This is a genomic window from Komagataeibacter intermedius TF2 (genome assembly GCF_000964425.1).
In the GTDB taxonomy this organism is placed as follows: Bacteria; Pseudomonadota; Alphaproteobacteria; order Acetobacterales; family Acetobacteraceae; genus Komagataeibacter; species Komagataeibacter intermedius.
On sequence record NZ_BANF01000105.1, the window covers coordinates 34,308 to 51,880 of the forward strand.

The 17,573-nt window shown below is 61.2% G+C and carries 15 protein-coding genes and 1 tRNA gene; 10 read left to right on the top strand and 6 right to left on the bottom strand.

The features are described 5' to 3' along the window. Positions 1–5: 5 nt before the first annotated feature. The 3 genes from B7449_RS13035 to B7449_RS13045 are packed head-to-tail and all read right to left on the bottom strand — an operon-like array spanning position 6 to position 3,633. On the bottom strand, positions 6–635 hold the full coding sequence (locus B7449_RS13035; protein WP_039736719.1) for an SCO family protein: 630 nt from the start codon (positions 633–635) through the stop codon (positions 6–8). Continuing rightward, entirely contained in the window at positions 635–3,403 is a 2,769-nt protein-coding gene (gene polA / locus B7449_RS13040; RefSeq protein WP_039736720.1) for a DNA polymerase I, read from the bottom strand. The genes B7449_RS13035 and polA overlap by 1 nt, the downstream gene beginning before the upstream one ends. A gap of 14 nt (positions 3,404–3,417) precedes the next feature. After that, a complete protein-coding gene (locus B7449_RS13045) occupies positions 3,418–3,633 on the bottom strand; it encodes a zinc-finger domain-containing protein (protein WP_010515816.1) in 216 nt (71 codons plus the stop codon). Between the two features lie 75 nt (positions 3,634–3,708). On the opposite strand from B7449_RS13045, the gene B7449_RS13050 reads away from it, so the two are divergent. Then, positions 3,709–4,791 (top strand): alpha/beta fold hydrolase, encoded by a 1,083-nt coding sequence (locus tag B7449_RS13050; protein ID WP_048883686.1) that lies wholly within the window; start codon positions 3,709–3,711, stop codon positions 4,789–4,791. A 57-nt stretch (positions 4,792–4,848) separates the two neighbouring features. Then, positions 4,849–4,925 (top strand) — tRNA-Arg (locus B7449_RS13055). 320 nt (positions 4,926–5,245) lie between these two features. Here the strand turns inward: B7449_RS13055 and B7449_RS13060 are convergent. Further along, complete coding sequence (locus B7449_RS13060; protein WP_039736722.1) at positions 5,246–6,244, bottom strand: aldo/keto reductase; 999 nt, start codon at positions 6,242–6,244, stop codon at positions 5,246–5,248. A gap of 448 nt (positions 6,245–6,692) precedes the next feature. Here B7449_RS13060 and B7449_RS13065 point away from each other — a divergent pair, with 448 nt between their 5' ends. From B7449_RS13065 to B7449_RS13080, 4 genes are all read left to right on the top strand, one after another. Further along, positions 6,693–7,244 carry a hypothetical protein gene (locus tag B7449_RS13065; RefSeq protein ID WP_039736723.1) on the top strand — a complete coding sequence of 184 codons (552 nt, stop codon included), beginning with the start codon at positions 6,693–6,695 and terminating at the stop codon, positions 7,242–7,244. Positions 7,245–7,406: 162 nt separating this feature from the next. Then, positions 7,407–9,110 (top strand): SulP family inorganic anion transporter, encoded by a 1,704-nt coding sequence (locus B7449_RS13070; protein WP_039736733.1) that lies wholly within the window; start codon positions 7,407–7,409, stop codon positions 9,108–9,110. 256 nt (positions 9,111–9,366) lie between these two features. Next, a complete protein-coding gene (gene cls, locus B7449_RS13075) occupies positions 9,367–10,812 on the top strand; it encodes a cardiolipin synthase (RefSeq protein WP_039736734.1) in 1,446 nt (481 codons plus the stop codon). Between the two features lie 118 nt (positions 10,813–10,930). Further along, positions 10,931–11,182 carry a hypothetical protein gene (locus tag B7449_RS13080; RefSeq protein WP_010515849.1) on the top strand — a complete coding sequence of 84 codons (252 nt, stop codon included), beginning with the start codon at positions 10,931–10,933 and terminating at the stop codon, positions 11,180–11,182. A 77-nt stretch (positions 11,183–11,259) separates the two neighbouring features. Here B7449_RS13080 and B7449_RS13085 read toward each other — a convergent pair whose 3' ends face one another. Both B7449_RS13085 and B7449_RS21340 read right to left on the bottom strand, forming a co-directional pair. Next, on the bottom strand, positions 11,260–11,877 hold the full coding sequence (locus B7449_RS13085; protein WP_039736724.1) for a hypothetical protein: 618 nt from the start codon (positions 11,875–11,877) through the stop codon (positions 11,260–11,262). 357 nt (positions 11,878–12,234) lie between these two features. Then, complete coding sequence (locus tag B7449_RS21340; RefSeq protein ID WP_167335759.1) at positions 12,235–12,396, bottom strand: hypothetical protein; 162 nt, start codon at positions 12,394–12,396, stop codon at positions 12,235–12,237. A gap of 541 nt (positions 12,397–12,937) precedes the next feature. Between B7449_RS21340 and B7449_RS13095 the strand changes: the two genes are divergently transcribed. The 4 genes from B7449_RS13095 to B7449_RS13110 form a co-directional block, all read left to right on the top strand. Further along, positions 12,938–13,738 carry a hypothetical protein gene (locus B7449_RS13095; RefSeq protein ID WP_039736726.1) on the top strand — a complete coding sequence of 267 codons (801 nt, stop codon included), beginning with the start codon at positions 12,938–12,940 and terminating at the stop codon, positions 13,736–13,738. A 63-nt stretch (positions 13,739–13,801) separates the two neighbouring features. Further along, positions 13,802–14,467, top strand: a complete 666-nt coding sequence (locus B7449_RS13100) for a hypothetical protein (protein ID WP_048883684.1) — start codon at positions 13,802–13,804, stop codon at positions 14,465–14,467. Between the two features lie 253 nt (positions 14,468–14,720). Next, positions 14,721–15,962, top strand: coding sequence for an MFS transporter (locus B7449_RS13105; protein ID WP_235721217.1), 1,242 nt, complete (start codon positions 14,721–14,723; stop codon positions 15,960–15,962). A 982-nt stretch (positions 15,963–16,944) separates the two neighbouring features. Beyond that, on the top strand, positions 16,945–17,573 hold a 629-nt coding region (locus B7449_RS13110; RefSeq protein ID WP_048883687.1), incomplete at its 3' end, for a sulfotransferase family 2 domain-containing protein.

Genomic DNA, 17,573 nt, shown 5'->3' on the forward strand with positions numbered 1-17,573 from the left:
CTGTTTCAGTGCTTGCCCGGTGCGTTCATGAGTTCCGTCATGCGCGCCGTTACCTCCGCCGCCGTGGCGGTGGACGGCAGGCTGCCAGCATACCGCCCGGTGGGTGACATGATCACGATCTGGGTGGCGGGTTCCATGCTGTAGTCGCCATTTTCCCCGTCATGGCGGACGTAGGGGGCATGGTATTCCTTCGCCACGGCTTCCAGCATCTTGGGCGACCCCGTCATGACCGTGACATGCGTCCCGAACCGCAGGGCATAGGTGCGCAGTTCCTCCGTCGTATCGCGCATGGGATCAAGGGAAATGAAAATGGGTACCACCAGATGCGCGCGGTCACGGCCCAGCGCCTCCACCCCATCGGCCATCGCCTTGACGGTGGCGCCACAGACCGTATCGGGACAGTGAGTGTCGCCAAAATAGATCATCATCCACCGCCCGCGGAAATCGGTATCCATCACCGATCCGTCCGCCCCGTTAATCAGACGGAACGAGCCGCCAACCGGGTTGCCATACGTGGTCAGCGGCACGGGGGCGTTGCTGGAATAACGGTAGCCGAAATATCCGGCGACCGAGGAAACCGCGAGTATGACCAGCCCTACAATAACAAAGAACCGGTCCCGTTCATTTCGCATCATCAGTGTGCATCCGCCCAATTCGTTCCGGTCCCGGTTTCCACGACCAGCGGCACCGAAAGGGTGGCTGCGGATTCCATGACCTGCCTGACGAGGGCTGCCAGACGATCGGCATCATCCTTGCGCACCTCGAACACAAGTTCGTCATGGACCTGAAGGAGCATGCGTCCGTCAAGTCCCGCATCCGAAAGGGCGGCAGGAATTCGCACCATGGCGCGTTTGATGATGTCGGCCGCGCCCCCCTGCAACGGGGCGTTGATGGCCTGGCGTTCGGCATAGTTGCGGCGCACGGCGCTTTTGTCGGCAATGCCCGGCACCCAGCAGCGGCGGCCGAATGGCGTGGTGACATATCCCTTCACCCGCGCTTCGGCCTTCACCCGTTCCATGTAATCGCGGATGCCGGGATAACGGGCGAAATAGGCGTCGATGTAGCCCCGTGCCTCACCGGGCGGAATGCCAAGCTGACGGCCCAGGCCGAAAGCGCTGATGCCGTAGATGATGCCGAAATTGATGGCCTTGGCGCGCCTGCGTGTCAGCGGGTCCATGCCTTCGATCGGGATGCCGAATACTTCGGACGCCGTGCGGGCATGGATGTCCTGCCCCAGTTCGAACGCCTCACGCAATGCGGGGATGTCCGCCACATCCGCCAGAAGCCGCAGTTCGATCTGGGAATAGTCAGCCGAGACCAGAACATACCCCGGCGCCGCGACAAAGGCCCGGCGGATCCGCCCGCCTTCTTCCGTGCGGATGGGAATGTTCTGCAGGTTGGGATCATTCGATGACAGGCGGCCCGTTGTCGTCACCGCCATCTGGAACGATGTATGCACCCGTCCTGTCGCGGGGTTGATCTGGTTGAGCAGTGCATCGGCATAGGTGCTTTTCAGCTTGGCAAGCTGCCGCCACGCCAGAATCCGCGCAGGCAGGTCATGCCCCTGATCCGCCAGGTCCTGCAGCACTGACGAATCCGTGCCCCATGCCCCCGCCTTGGTGCGCTTGCCGCCGGGCAGGCCCATTTCATCGAACAGGATCTCGCCCAGCTGCTTGGGGGAGCCGACATTGAAGTCACGCCCGGCCAGCGTGTGGATCTCGGCCTCGATCACGCCCATGCGCTGTGCGAATTCGGTGGACATGGCGCGCAGGTCATCCGCATCGACCGCAATGCCCGCCCGTTCCATGTCCGCCAGGATCGGCACCAGCGGGCGTTCCATTTCCTCATACAGCGCCAGTGCGTGATTGGTGCGCAGCTGCGGGCGGAGCACCTGCCACAGCCGCAGGGTCACATCCGCGTCCTCCGCCGCATAGGGCGTTGCGCGGGCGATATCCACCTTGGAAAACACCACCCGGTTGCGCCCCGTGCCCGTCACCTCGTCATAGGGGATGGGCGTATGGTCAAGGATCAGGCGCGAGAGTTCATCCATCCCCTGCCCATGCTTTCCCGCCGACTGGGCATAGGAAATCAGCATGGTGTCATCAATCGGGGCGGGCTGGGCGCAGCCTGCCTGTGTCAGCACCAGCAGGTCGAACTTGGCGTTCTGAAACACCTTGAGCACCGACGGATCGGCAAACAGCGGGGCAAGAATATCCAGCGCCGTTTTCACCGGCATCTGTGGCGTGCCAAGGCTGTCCATCAGGTCGACCTGATGGCTGAGCGGAATATAGCATGCCCTGCCGCATTGCGGGGCGAGTGATATGCCAACCAGCGGCGCCGTAAGCGGATCAAGGCCGTCGGTTTCCGTATCCACCGCGCAGACGCCACCGGTGCGCGCCTGCTCCACCCATTTCCGCAGCACTTCGGGATCGGTCACCGTTTCATACGGGCCATAGGGTTCGGGCGGGATCGGGGGCAGCCCGCCAGCCGGCTGGGCAGCAGGCGTATCATGCGCCGAGATGCGCGGACGCGGCTTCGCCTTGAGCCCCATGCGTTGCAGCAGGGAGGAAAACCCCATATCCGACAGCCATGCGCCCAGACGTTCCATGTCCACGTCACAGCAGGCAAGGTCGGACAGGGGTTCGGGGCACGGTGCGTCTTCGCGCAATGTCACCAGTTGCAGCGACAGGCGGGCCATGTCGGCATGGGCCAGCAGGTTATCACGCCGCCTGGACGCCTTCATGCCCGCCGCACCTGCCAGTATGGCGTCCAGCGACCCATATTCCGCCATCAGCGCCGATGCGGTCTTGGGACCGATGCCGGGAACGCCGGGCACGTTGTCCACCGGGTCACCGATCAGGGCCTGTACCTGCGCCACCCTGTCCGGGGTGACGCCGAATTTGGCCTCGACCTCCTTCGCCCCGATGGGCCGGTTCTTGATCGGGTCCATCATCATCACGCCGGGGCGGATAAGCTGCATCAGATCCTTGTCGGATGAATAGATGGTGCACTGCCCACCCGCATCGGTCACCTTGCGGGCATAGGCCGCGATCAGGTCATCGGCTTCCCAGCCCGCTTCCTCCAGCGCCGGCACGCCGAAGGCAGCTGTCGCGTCGCGCACAAGGCTGAACTGCGGGCGCAGTTCCTCCGGCGGTTCGGGGCGGTGGGCCTTGTATTCGCCATACAGGTCATTGCGAAAGGTATGGCGTCCCGCATCGAATATGACCGCCAGATGGGTACCTGCATGTTCGCGCAGCAGGCGCGACAGCATGTTTGAAAAACCATAGACCGCATTGACGGGCGTGCCGTCGGGGCTGGTCATGGGGGGCAGTGCGTGGAAGGCGCGGAAAATGAAGCCCGAACCATCCACCAGGATCAGGTGAACCTGCTTGTCGCTGGACATATATCAGGATGCAGTCAGTGACCGGTGCCCGCCGGGGCGTCGGGGCTGAGCACGAACAGTCGCGAACAGTAGGGGCAGAACGTCTGGTGGTCGGCAATGCGCAGGAAAACCCGCGGGTGCCCCAGCGCCCCCAGGCCCCCGTCACAGGACAGGGTACGCGAATCGACGACAATGGTTTCAATCGTACCCAGGCGGGGGTGCGGAACGGGATCGTGGGACAGGGCTTGCATTTTGACGGGCCTCGGGTTGTTGTCCGGCTTTGGTCTGCATGTCCATCCACTGACGGACCATGCGCCTTGCCCATGATGATACGCAGGATTGCCGTGCTTTCAAACATTCGCCTGTCACGCCTGCTTTATCCAGCGCTTTTTGTGATGCTGGCGGCCTGCAGCACGCATGAAGCCGCACCGCCCGCCGTCCCCGCACGGCACCCCGACCTTGCACGCCTGGTCCCGGCTGACCGGACTGTCACAATTGCGGGCGTCGGTACGGTCCCGCTGCGCATCTGGCCCGCACGGGGGGCGGAACGTGCCGTCATTCTTGCACTGCATGGCTTCAATGACAGCCGCGATGCATGGGAGCGCCCCGCCCCCACGCTGGCTGCGGCGGACATGACCGTCATCGCCCCGGACCTGCCCGGTTTCGGACAGACGGCGCAGCGTGGCGGATGGGTGGGAACGGATGCCCTGCTGCGCACCGTATCCACGCTTGCCACGACCATCGGGCGCGAACATCCCGGCGTTCCGCTGTATGTCATGGGGGAAAGCATGGGCGGCGCGCTGGCCATCGTGCTGGCGTCACAGGCCGACACGCCACCCGTGGCGGGCTATATCCTGCTGGCGCCAGCGGTATGGGATCTTGATGCAGGCACGCGCATGACCAGCCACCTGATCGCCGCGCTGGCCCCCCGATGGCGGCTGAGCGGCCATGAACTGCCCGTCCATGTCACCGCGGCCGATGACATGCTGGCGCTGGCCCGCCTGTATTATGACCCGCTGACCCTGCGTGACACCAGCACGGTGGCCCTGTCCGGCCTGACCGACCTCATGCACCGCGCGGCACAGGTGGATGCGCACATGCATGGACGCGTGCTGGTGATCTATGGCGGCCATGACCAGGTCATTCCCGCCCCGGCCATGGCGCGGGCGTGGCGGCGCATGCCACAGGCCACGCGGCATGACTACGTTCCCGGTGGCTATCACCTGCTGCTGCGCAGCCGGGATGCCGACCGGGTTACGGCGGACATGACCAGCTGGATCATCAGTCCGAACAGTTTCCTGCCTTCGGGCGGAGACATGGCGGCAGCGGCATGGATGGCAGATCAGAAAGGGCGCGCGGCCCCCCTGCCCATCCTGCCCGGATGGCTGGACTGGATCGCGCCGCAATGATTTTTCCTGATTTCAGGGGTGGCGTTTGACCTGATCCCGATGTATGCAGGCGGACGTGGACTCGTAGCTCAGCTGGATAGAGCGTCGCCCTCCGAAGGCGAAGGTCGAAGGTTCGAATCCTTTCGAGTCCGCCATTTCCCCCTGAAATTTCTGTTCCTCATCACGGTCCGGGCCAGTATGTCCGCCTTCTGGACCGGCGACTGAAACCGCAATGGACCGACCCATTCCGGAAACATGCAGAGGCGTCCGGTGCTGTCTGGACAGTTGGCCTGCTGCCTGACGTAGGGCCTTCCGAAAAAAAACCAGCCCTGAATGACAGGCGGCCCCGCGGGCATCCCATCAGGCGATGCGGCCCACTATTCCGGTTGGCTTGCCTGCAGCCACCGGCTGCCCGGCATACTCACCTCCACAGGGCGCGTGTGCAGGCGGGCCATGAAACGGGCCGGCCCATCCGTCAACGGCCGGGAGGCGCCATGAATTCCGGCCCGACCGGATCCTTGATGCAGGTGCTGAGGATCGTATCAATCTCACGCAGGTCATCAGCACTCAGGTGCCAGCCGACTGCATCGGCGACCGCTGCGATCTGGTCCGGGCGACGCGCGCCCCACAGGGCGATGGTCGGTCCCTGATCCAGCACCCAGCGGATGGCCAGCGCCAGAAGCGACTTGCCATGTTTTTCGCGTGCGAATGCCTGCAACTGGCGCACGGCTTCCAGATACTGGGAAAAGCGGGGTGACTGGAACTTCGGGTCGGCACTGCGCAGGTCATCGGGACCGAATTCGGTCTGCGCCGTCATCTTGCCCGACAGCAGGCCACGGCAGAGCGGGCCATAGGCAAGGATGGTCAGGTCATGCTGGCGTGCATAGGGCAGGATGTCATGTTCCATCCCACGCTCAAACAGGTTGTACGGCGGCTGTACCGCAGCCAGCGGAGCAACCGCACGGAAGGCATCCATCTCGGCAATGGTGAAGTTGCTGACACCAAGCGCCAGTACCTTGCCTTCCTTCACCAGATCTTCCAGCGTGCGGGCGGTTTCCTCCATCGGCACGGCGGAATCAGGCCAGTGGACCTGATACAGGTCGATGTAATCCGTGCGCAGGCGGCGCAGGGAATCCTCGATTTCCTTGCGGATACGCGCTGGCGATGTGTTGCGGAACGGCTTGTGGTCGTCCGTCCAGTCCAGCCCGACCTTGGTCGCGATCGCCACCTTGTCCCGCCGTCCGGCAAGGGCCTGCCCCACGATTTCCTCCGAGTGGCCAAAACCATAGACGGGGGCGGTATCAACCAGCGTTATGCCCAGATCAACGGCTTCCTGTATGGTGGCAATGGCGTTCCGGTCATCCGGGCCGCCCCACATCCATCCGCCAATGGCCCATGTGCCAAGTGCAATGCGCGAGACAGGGTGTTTCAGTCCCCGGATCGTGGTGGTTTCCGTAACAGACGCCTGGGTCATGAATACTCTCCGTGTTCGTGAACCGGTTATGACGGCGTGCCAACCGCCTCGCAGCCCACCGTGCCACAGCCTGGGGTTCGTTGTTAAGCCGCCCCGACCCGGTGACTCCGGTCGCGGTGCGGTAACCGGGTTTTCAGGAGAATCTCTGGACCATGCTGCCTGCCATCATCCGTACAGGCTATGGACATGGTATGGAACATGACCACCAGCACCTTATTGTGGAACGTGTGATTCACTGAATCCCGTGCTGGCGCACGAAGTGTGAAGGATCAGACGCCGGGACGTTCCCGAAGCGGCATAAAATCGCCATTGCCCTGCTGAACGGTTTCCCTCGCGCTTTTTCATCCATATTGACTGAATGGGCCCGTCCCGCAAAATCGGCATGAATTACCGTCAGCCATGCTGATTCCTGCGATTCCCGGCCTGAACGGGGCAAATGGAGCGACCGATGACACCCTTACCCCTGCGGGGCATGCTTGTGGCCAGCGCCTGCGCGCTTGGTTTTGTCGACCTGGCCTGCCCCCTGCGCCCGGCCCATGCGCAGCAGGCGGAAGAACGCCATGGCCCCACCGATGAACAGCGCGCGGAAATCCAGCGTGCCGTGCATGAAGCGATCCAGCAGGACATCCGCAAGGTGGCGCAGTACAAGCTGCCCAGGGACTTCTTCGCCCGCATGCTGCCCCTGGTCCGGCAGATCAGGCGTGCTGGCATCATCCCCCCCACCCAGACCGCCAACATGACACTGGTCACCACCATCCGACGTACGCAGGCCATGCCGCAGCTTCAGCCGATCCTGCAGCAGCATGGCATGTCAGCAGAAGATTTTGTCATGAGCCTGACCGCCTTTGAAATGACGAACGCCATGATTCAGGCGCCCCCCAGAAAGACAAAGGACACGCCACAGCTTGATAAGGATAACGTCAGGCTGATCGAGTCCCATCAGGCGCTGGCGCAGGCGCTGGTCCACGATATGGATGTCGAAACCGAACACCTGCAGTAACACATGCCCCGGCCACGGAAATGGCGGCATGGCAGATGACAGGACGATGGAGCTTGCCAGGTCTGCACTCTTTCCGGATATGACCTGCGTTACTGACCACATGCCGTCATGAAAACTGGCCCGATGCCAGTCCGGCCGTGTGGGGAATGGACGGTATGGGTCATGCGGACCGGAACAGGCGGGTCGGAATCAGGCACAATGGCCAACGGGTCACACGCGGGCATCGGGTGGCGTGCCCGGCTGCGCGATGTCATGGCCGGGCTGTCGCTTGCATCCATGAATATTCCGCAGGTGCTGGGCTATACCCGCATTGCGTCCATGCCGGCGGTTACGGGGCTGTACACGGTGCTGCTGCCACTGATGGCGTTCGCCTGTTTCGGGGCTTCGAAACATCTTGTTGTCGCGGCCGATTCCGCCACCGCCGCCATTTTCTCCAGCGCGGTGGGCCGCATGGCGGCGCCGGGCAGCCCGCATTACATGGCGCTGGTCAGCATGGTCGCCCTGCTCAGCGCGGGTTTCCTGCTGGTCGCGCGCCTGTTCCGCCTCGGGTTCCTGGCGGATTTCCTCTCCCGCACCGTGCTGGTGGGCTTTCTGGCCGGGGTGGGCGTGCAGGTCGCGCTGGCCATGACGCGCGACATGCTGGGCATCGCCACCACGGCGCATAACCCGATGCTGCAGCTGTTCCAGACCGTAACGCAGCTTTCGCACGTGAATGTTCCCACCCTGCTGCTGTCCACCTGCATCGTAGCGGCGATCATGACCGGGGACAGGCTGGCCCCGCGCGCGCCACTGGCGCTGGTGATCGTGGTGGGCACGATCGTGGCCAGCATGGGCATCGGCCTGTCACGGTTCGGGATCGAGACCATTGGCCCGATCGCGGGCGGCCTGCCCCGCCTGTCCATACCCGACGTATCATGGAACGACATACTGGCGCTGCTGCCGGCCACGACATCGTGCGTTTTTGTCATCATTGCGCAGAGTGCGGCGACATCACGCGCCTTTGCCCTGCGCTTCCATGACCCGGTGGATGACAATGCGGACATTCTGGGCCTGTGCGCCGCCAACGCGGTTGCGGGGCTGAGCGGGACATTCACCGTCAATGGCAGCCCGACCCAGACGGCAATGGCGGTACGCGCGGGTGCGCGCAGCCAGCTTGCGCAACTGACATTCGCCACCGTCACGATGCTGGTGCTGGTGTTCCTGACCGCGCCGCTGCAGTACCTGCCGCGCTGCGTTCTGGCCTCCATCGTCTTTACCGTAGCGCTGGGCATGATCGATGCACGGGCGATGCAGGCCATCCGTCGTGAAAGCCCCGGGGAGTTCGGGCTGGCGCTGGTCACGGCAGCCGCCGTCGTGGGGATCGGGGTGGAACAGGGCATATTCCTGGCCATCGCCCTGTCGCTGTTCCGCCATGTGCGCCACAGCTACGAACCCCATACCATGATCCTGCGCCGTGACGGGCAGTCGGGCCTGCTGGAACCCTATGACGTGAAGGCAGGCCAGCAGACCGCACCGGGGCTGATTGTCTATCGCTTCTGCGCTGACCTGTTCTACGCCAACGCCACCCGGTTCGCGCGCGACGTGCAGGTGCTGGTTGACAATGCGCCCGCCCCCGTCCGCTGCCTGGTGATTGACGCCAGCCCCATCACGGATATCGACTTTTCCGCCGCAAGCGACCTGCGCGACCTGTTTACGGCCCTGCGGGCACGGCATGTTACCGTCGTATTCGGTCGCGTCAGCCCCTACCTGCGCGCCGACATGGACCGCCATCGCATTACCCCGGTCATCGGAGCGGCCAACATCCATGCGCAGCTGCATACTGCCATTGCGGCGGCACAAAAGATAATGGCGGATGGCGGTCCCTGAAGCTGTTTGGGAAAAGCTTCACCAAAAATTTTCAGTAGATTTACAGGATGTTTCATAGGCCGATTTGTCAGGCAGCCTCCCGGTTTTCAGGACATTGCGGCAGCTGACACCCAAAACGGTCTTGCGCATATCCCGTCCCGCCTGCAGCACGAAGACACAACCACCAGTCATGGCCGCCATCGGTTGTCCATACCGTACCAAGGCGATACGATACACGCTGTCGCGCGTCATTTCCAAACAGGATGGGAAACAGGTCATGCAATGGGGCTGGGTCAGTGCGGCAACCACCATTACGTTCCAGATCCTGTTCATCATCCGCGTCCTGCTCAGACCACACCGGCAGCCCGCGTCACGCGTGGCATGGGTGGCCATTATCGGTTCCCTGCCCATCCTTGGCATGATTGCCTATCTGCTGCTGGGCGAAACCCATCTGAACGGGCGTATCCTCGAGCGTATCCGCGAGGCCATCAAACGGCTGCCCGTTCCCGGCAAGACCAGCAACGCACTGATTGACGCCGAACGGGACTTCGGGCTGCACCCGCGCCTTGCCCCGCTGTTCCGCGTCGGGCAATCGATCAGCGGCTATCCCCCCATGGGGGGCAACAGCGCAGCACTCATGCCGGATTCCGATGCGTCGATTACCGCAATGGTGGCCGATATCAACGCCGCGCGGGAACACGTGCATATCAGCTTCTATATCTGGCTGTCCGACAGAAACGGCATGAAAGTGGTCGAGGCCCTGAAACACGCGGCAGCGCGCGGTGTTACGTGTCGCGTCATGGCGGACGACCTGGGGTCGCGGCGCCTGATCCACAGCCGCCACTGGCGGGACATGCACGAAGCGGGCGTGCGGCTTGTACGCGCCCTGCCCATTGGCAACCTGCTGCAACGTCCCTTTCGCGGGCGGTTTGACATGCGCAACCACCGCAAGATTGTCGTCATAGACAGCCGCGTAACCTATTGCGGCAGCCAGAACTGCGCCGACGCGGCATTCCGGGTCAAGCCGCGCTTTGCGCCATGGGTCGACCTTGTCACACGCTTGGAAGGTCCCGTGGTGCTGCAGAACCAGCACCTGTTCGCAACCGACTGGTTCGGCCACACCGGCGAGGACCTGACCAGCCTGCTGACCACGGCGGACATTCCGGCGGGCAAGGGCTTCGTGGCGCAGGTCATCGGGACAAGTGCAGCCGTACGCTATGCCGCAATGCCGGAGGTGTTCGTATCGCTGATGAACGCGGCGGCGCGGGACCTGACGGTGACAACGCCCTATTACGTGCCGGATGAACCCATACAGGCCGCCCTGTGCGCCGCCGCCCGGCGCGGCGTGAACACGACGCTGACGGTGCCGACACGCAATGATTCATGGATCGTCGCAGGTGCCAGCCGCAGCTATTACCGTGAACTGCTGGAAGCGGGGGTGAAGCTGTATGAATACCCGCACGGCCTGCTGCATACCAAGGCACTGACGGTTGATGGAAAGATGACCATGATCGGGTCAGCCAACCTGGACCGGCGCAGCTTTGACCTCAATTTTGAAAACAACATCCTGTTCGTGGACCCTGCCTTCACCGCGGACATCCACGCACGCCAGCAGACCTATACCAATGCCGCCACCCCCATCACGCTGGATATGGTCATGAACTGGCCCAGATACCGCATATTATGGAACAACGTACTGGCCATGGTTGGCCCCGTTTTGTGAATAAGCAGTATATATCATCAACCCTTGAAAATCCGCTGCCCTGTACCGACATTCAGGACAGAAGCCTGCTCCATTGCACGGGCAGCCTGCACTGAATGCGAACAGGAGAAACCGGATCATGAGTACCGCTGAAAACCTTCGTAAGCTCAGCCCTGAAGACATTCAGGAAATCACGAAGCATTTTGAGAAATCCCTGCATCAGCACAAATCCGAACTGCACAAGCAGATTTCGGACCACTTGTCTGGCCTGAAGGGTGAAGTGCGCCTGCATGAAAACAGGATTCCGACGTACTGCAAGGTGTTCGGATTCCTGATTCTGGCGGCAGCATCCGTGGTCAGCTATGTCTTTGGTCGCAAGTCGGCCGAATAAACATCCTGAAGACCGCCTGAACAATGCTTTGCCCGTCCCATCCTGCCCCATGACCATGTGGCGGGATGGGGAACAGGTTATTTTCCTGCCTGAACCGTTTTGACCGTGGCGGTTGTCACAGTCGTTTCGGCTGGTGTGGGGTCTTCCGGCACGACGGGCGTTCTGGGCGGATGAAACGCCGAAATGGGCCCCAGCGGACCACGCCTGACCCTGCGCATTGATTCGACCGGTTTACGCACACACCCACGTGTCACGATTGAACAGACCCCGTCGGACCCGATGATCTCATCATCATCGCCGCTATAATGCAGGTCCACGACCTTGTCATCCTCGATACGAATATCCGCGATACAGGTCTTGCCCGCGCCGCCCACGGTTGTTTCCGTCAGGTTGACCAGTGTCTGCAGCGGTACGAATGTTGAATCATTCGTGGATGGAATGTTCAGCGTACGCGAATATTCAAAAATCTGTACATGGTCGTCTATTTTCTTGATCTTGTCGGGAATCCCCACGCAGGACTGCACATCCGTGCTGTTCATGCCGATCATGGCCAGTTGCGCGCGGTGCGCGGTGCGTGAATCCGCATAACCACACCCCGCAAGACCACTGACAGGCAACAAGACAATACAGACCCCTCCAAAACGCGACAGAAGGGAGTGAAAAGGACGGTTGCTGCGGTGGATCTCAACTGTCATGCGGGTATGTTGCTCCGGAAGTGGGGACGGCATAGGTCTAAAGCGGGGCCTGACGCGGATGTCGTGGCCTTCATCCTGCCTGTTTCGCACACACGAAACAAACATAATGACGGAAATCCCGTTTCCTGCTCCGGTGCAGGCTTACCCCCACCGTCCGTTTTTTTTACAGGCTGCCGGGCGCAATCCGTTGACTGAAATGTAAATATTTCAATGCATTGTCTTTTTTTGAAAAGATAATGTTGTCCGAAGCTTTATGGGAAAAGCTTCACCAGAAACTTTTTTTTGAGGTATGCAGGTTTTCCAGCCGGTTCCGATGAATGACCGGGATCAGGGGACTTCCGTATCCATATAACCGCATCAGCGGAACAGGTAGAAAATCAGCCCCCATAATGGCACGCTGAACAGAAGGCCGAACAGGATGCCACGAACCGGCGTACGGTGATGTCCTGCCACTTCACTGGTAGAATGGCCGTCAGGCTGCGGGCCCGTACGGGACAGGGCAATGCTCTCAAGTGACATGGTCCAGAAAACCTTTTCCTGAAATACGACGCGATACAATTCAAATCTTGGCCATAAAACGATAAGATTGCCTTAAAAATAACATGCTTCCCTGTCAATCAGGAACGTTGGCGATTTTTCCCGTTTTTGGCGGAAATGTTGGGCCAAGACCTGCACAGGAAGCCCGCTTCCCGATCGTATCTGCATGGTTTTGTTTCCCTTTTCCATTCAGGTGCTCGACCTGTCCCCCTTTCCTGTCCTTACAATTATTTACAGGCGGTCACGCCCCTGACCGTCCGCATGCTGCCCTGTCAGCCATTCTGATGGGCGGCATGATTTCTTTTGCTGCCTGCACGTACAGCACATATATTCGTCATAGTATTTGATAATGAAAATCTGTCTATCCACAGGAAAACCCCTGCGTATATTCGCAATTATCATTTCAAAACCCAGAAACAGGCACTGATATTTAATTCAAAATATAAAATAATATGCGAATATTAAAACTAATTATATTCCACAACAACCCGACAACCCATCTGTTCAGATCCGGATACATGCAATGATGCTGCGTAAACTTGGCTGTCATCCCGCCCGACTGCAGGGACCACAGCCTGTGCTGTCGGACATGCGTGCCTTCATGGCGCGCAGGGCGCCGCCCCGTCTGGACCGTGCGCGGATTGATCCCGCGCCCCGCATGCTGGGCAATGACGTGCTGGGTAACTGTACTGCCGCGGGAATCGGCAACCATATCCGCGCCACAGCGGCCCTGGGGGGCTACCAGATTACCGTCACCACAGATGATGCGGTACGCTTTTACGCATCGTCCACCGGATACGTCCCGGGCAATCCCCTGACGGATCAGGGCGGCGCCGAAGTCGATGTCCTGACCACCGCCCTGCGATCCGGGTACAGCCTGACCGACCAGACGCTGTTCCCGTTATGGGGAAGCGTGGAAAGCGGGGACATGAACGGGATCCGCAACATCACGGCAGGACTGTCCGCCGCCTATCTCGGGGTGCGGCTTGCCATGTCGGATATGTGGGAAGATGGCAACGGCAGCCTTGCCCCCGTATGGGACACCATCACCCCCGCCAGCCACGGTGACCCGACACCGGGCAGCGCGGGTGGCCACTGCCTGCTGTTATGGAATTATGCCGGCACGGCGGATACCGACCTTGTCACGCTGCTGACATGGGGCAGCATGCAGAAGGCGACGTGGCGGTGGCTGCGCTCACGCATAATGGAGGCACATGGCCTGGCATGGCGGCAGTTGCTGCCCAGCGGAATACTGGCCCCAACGGGGCAGGACTGGGACGCCCTTATCACCAGTAACGAAGCCTACCTGGCGGGCACGTCCTGAACGTCGGCTTTCTGAAAAAAGGCGACACCCGGAAACTTTCATTTTCCCGATGACAGGACAACCATGCGATCCCTTCCATCCATGCTGGCCGCTGCCGCATGCCTGTCCGCCTGCGCGCATGGCCGTGCCGGACAGACCACCATCCCGGTCGTCATGGCGGGCATACAGTCCACACTGACGCGGGCGGGCGTGGTATCGGTTTCACACGCCGCCGACTGGAACACGCAGCAGGGCAGCCGTCTTGACCAGACGGTACGGGCCGCGCAGTGTGCACAACATGCGGCAGACCCCGTAATGGGCACCATAACGGGCGATGTGACGCTGCAGCTTGCCGGCAGTTTTACCCGTGGCGGCCAGTTTACGGTCGGTGCGCTGACAACTGCCCCGACCATGGGCCTTGCAACCACAGCCGCCCGCACGACCAGCCAGCAGGTCAGCCTGTCCGTGTCCTACGCTCCCCTGTCCTCGCTGCCCGATGTCGAGATGGGGCGGCAGATGGGATATGAAACCGCCCTGTTCGGGCAGAACGACCCCGTACGACACAGCGAGGCCCGGCGCCTGATGGCTGACCGTGACGCATTGCGCCGGATCGTGCGCGTCCTGATCCGTTCATGGGACGGGCAAAGCTGTCCGGCACCGCAACCGGTGGCGCCCCTTGTCAGCCTGCGACGGGGCAACATGCCTGACCCCGCCATATCCGGATCTGACGATACGGGCAGGAAACGCTAAATAAGAGATATGGATTAAGTTTGCATTTCTGCATACACATCAGGCCCCTGCATAAAATATATTTCTAAATTACCTGCATTTCCCTACGGTCAAGGACAGGGAAATCTGGTACAGCCGCCCTTTCCCCTCCGGGCAGACAGGCCGCCATGACGTGCGGTAACGGATGGGAAGGGACGCATTCATTCCTCGACGCGTCCACCCCTTCTTCCGGCGTGGCGGCATGGGCCGCTACCGTAAACTGAGGACGCGTATCTTGCCTGTTGCGTTGCTGGCCCTTGCTATCGGGGCGTTTGGCCTTGGCACGACGGAAACCATTGTCATGGGGCTGCTGCCACAACTGTCCAGCGGGCTGCATGTCACCATCGCGCAGGCAGGGCTGCTGGTATCGGGCTATGCCATCGGTGTGACCATTGCCTCCCCGCTTGTAGCGATCCTGACCAACAGCCTGTCACGCCGCGCAACGCTGCTGCTGACAATGGCGATCTTCATCGCGGGCAATGCGTGCAGCGCCCTGGCGCCGGGGTACGTCAGCCTCATGCTGGCACGTGTGCTGACATCGTTTTCGCACGGGACGTTCTATGGCGCGGCGTCCATCATGGCGGCACAGGTCGTGCCCCCCGCCAAGCGGGCGGAAGCCCTGTCCCTTGTCTATATCGGGCTGACGCTGGCCATGATCCTTGGCGTGCCGATGGGCACCGTCGTGGCGCAGATGACATCGTGGCGCATGGCGTTCTGGCTGATCTGTGCGGTTGGCGTGCTCGCATGGACCACCATGTGGCTGTGGATTCCGCAGGACCAGGCCAGCGGGCCGGCCATTCCGCTATCGGCGCAGTTCAGGGCCATGCTGCACCCACTGGTCGTAACCATGATGCTGGTATCGATGTGCACGTCTTCCAGCATGTTTACCCTGTTTACCTATATCACCCCGTTCCTGCAGACCCGTTCGGGATTCAGCACGCATGCGATTGACGGCATCCTGCTCATGATCGGGGGTGGGCTATGCCTGGGCAACCTGCTGGGCGGGCGACTGGCAGACTGGAAGATGCTGCCATCGTGCGCCGGGCTTATGGCCGCCGTAGCGGTGGTGCAGGTCCTGCTGGTGCCCGGCAGCCTGCATCCGTGGGCCTGTCTGGCGCTGCTTTTCCTGTGGGGGGTATTCATCTATGCGCCCATGGCCCCGCTGCAGACCTACGTGGTCGCCTGTGCGGGGGCGGCGCCCAACATCGCTGCCGTCATGAACCAGAGTTCCTTCAATTTCGGCAATGCGATCGGCGCGTGGGCAGGCAGTCATATCGTGGATACCCACTGGTCCTATGGCGGGCTTCCGGTCCTGTCGTCGTGCTTCGCCTTTATTGGCTTCGCGCTGGTGGGGCTGGCGGAATATTATGTCCGTCGGCAGACGAAAAAACCCCGTAAAGTCGTACCGCACCCGCTGACCAGCGCCACCCACGCCGTGGTGCCGAAACCGGAACAGACCCTGCATCCCCACGCCTGACGCAGGCAGCATGCATGACATCGCCCGGTGTCATGCATGCGCAAGGTCAGCCGGTCGTTCGGGGCGTGGACAAGGAACGGCTACAGGTAGCGCGCCATGCACCAGCCCCCTTCAATATCCGCCACGGCGGACGGACCGCTGTGCAGGACCACATACAGCACCGAACACTACCGGGCATGGATGCCGCTTATTGACATCCTGTGCCGGGTCCAACAGCACGACAGGGTTCCGTGGCAGGTAACCCAGCGCATTAACCGGCCAGTCCATTTCCGTCAGGCAGACCGATCCTGTCTCCGCATACCGAAGGATGCACGGACCACGTCAGTATCAATACAGACACGGCGAAACGATGCACCAACATCTGTCTGCGCCGCGCGCAAGCTGGATGGAACGGGTCAGAAGAATGACAGAGGCCCTGCCTGACCCGCAAGCAGAGCCTGTGCCTGAGTAACAACGCAGCGCAGCGGACGGCCCAGCGTATCGGCCAGCAGTCGTCAGACCACCTCGGGAACGCCCCAGCGCCTGATCCCTGCTCTCCCCTTTTCCGTTCGCGGCCTGCATCCCCAACTTTGCCCGAGAGCAGGGGCGCAATCCGCTGCCATTACGCTTCGTTCAACTCGTGCCGCTTGATTCCCGTTCCCCGCTCCGTGTTCTGACGGGTGCTCGGTGAAACATTCGTTCCACACAAAGAAAATCCCGAATGCCAATCGGCCCCAGAAAAGACGCAAAATTCATTCATACGGTAAGGATGCAGTTATCGATGCACTCCGCACCGGGGCTTTCCCAGACAGACCTTGCTGGCAGTTTCTGACACGCCCTGTCCTGAACAGACAGGCTTGCCCCACTTACCGCGACTACAGACGACGCACCTGTCCCGTTTCATTTCGTTTCGTTTGTTAATACACCGTACGTATCCAGTCGCAATAATGATCGTTCTGGCCCCGCAGGGCCGCAGTTATCCAAACGTGGAACGGACACGTCCATGCAAACGCTGTTGCAACCGATCTTGCGGGTCAAAATGTCCAGTGACGTGCATGAACGTCTGGCATCGCTTCACATCCCCTATCCGCCCGGACCCAAGCGCCTTAAACGCGCCGACAGGGTGCGCGAACGTGGGATTCTGTTCATCCATATTCCCAAGAATGCCGGAACATCCATCACGCATGCCCTGTACGGCATGAATGTCGGCCACGAAACCATCCGGTATTTCCAGCGCCGCATGCATGGCCTGACGGACTTCCCGTCCTTTGCCATCCTGCGCGACCCGGTGCAGCGGTTCATGTCCGCCTATCGTTATGCCCGTGCGGGGGGCAGTTCCTCGCGCCATGTCGCGCATGGATTCCGCGCAACATATATGGCATTTGGCGGCATTGATGACGCATTGGACCACATCACCCATGTCCGTTCGCCGTACGGCATAGACCATATTTTCCGCCCGCAGACATGGTACCTGACCGATACGCATGGGCATATCGGGGTGGACCACCTGTTCATGCTGGATGACATGGCCAGCATACAGGATTTCATCCGTCATTATACCCCGACCCCCATTGGCCATGCCAATGCCGGGGAGTGTCCTGAAGTCTGTGTATCTGACCTGGCCCACGGTTG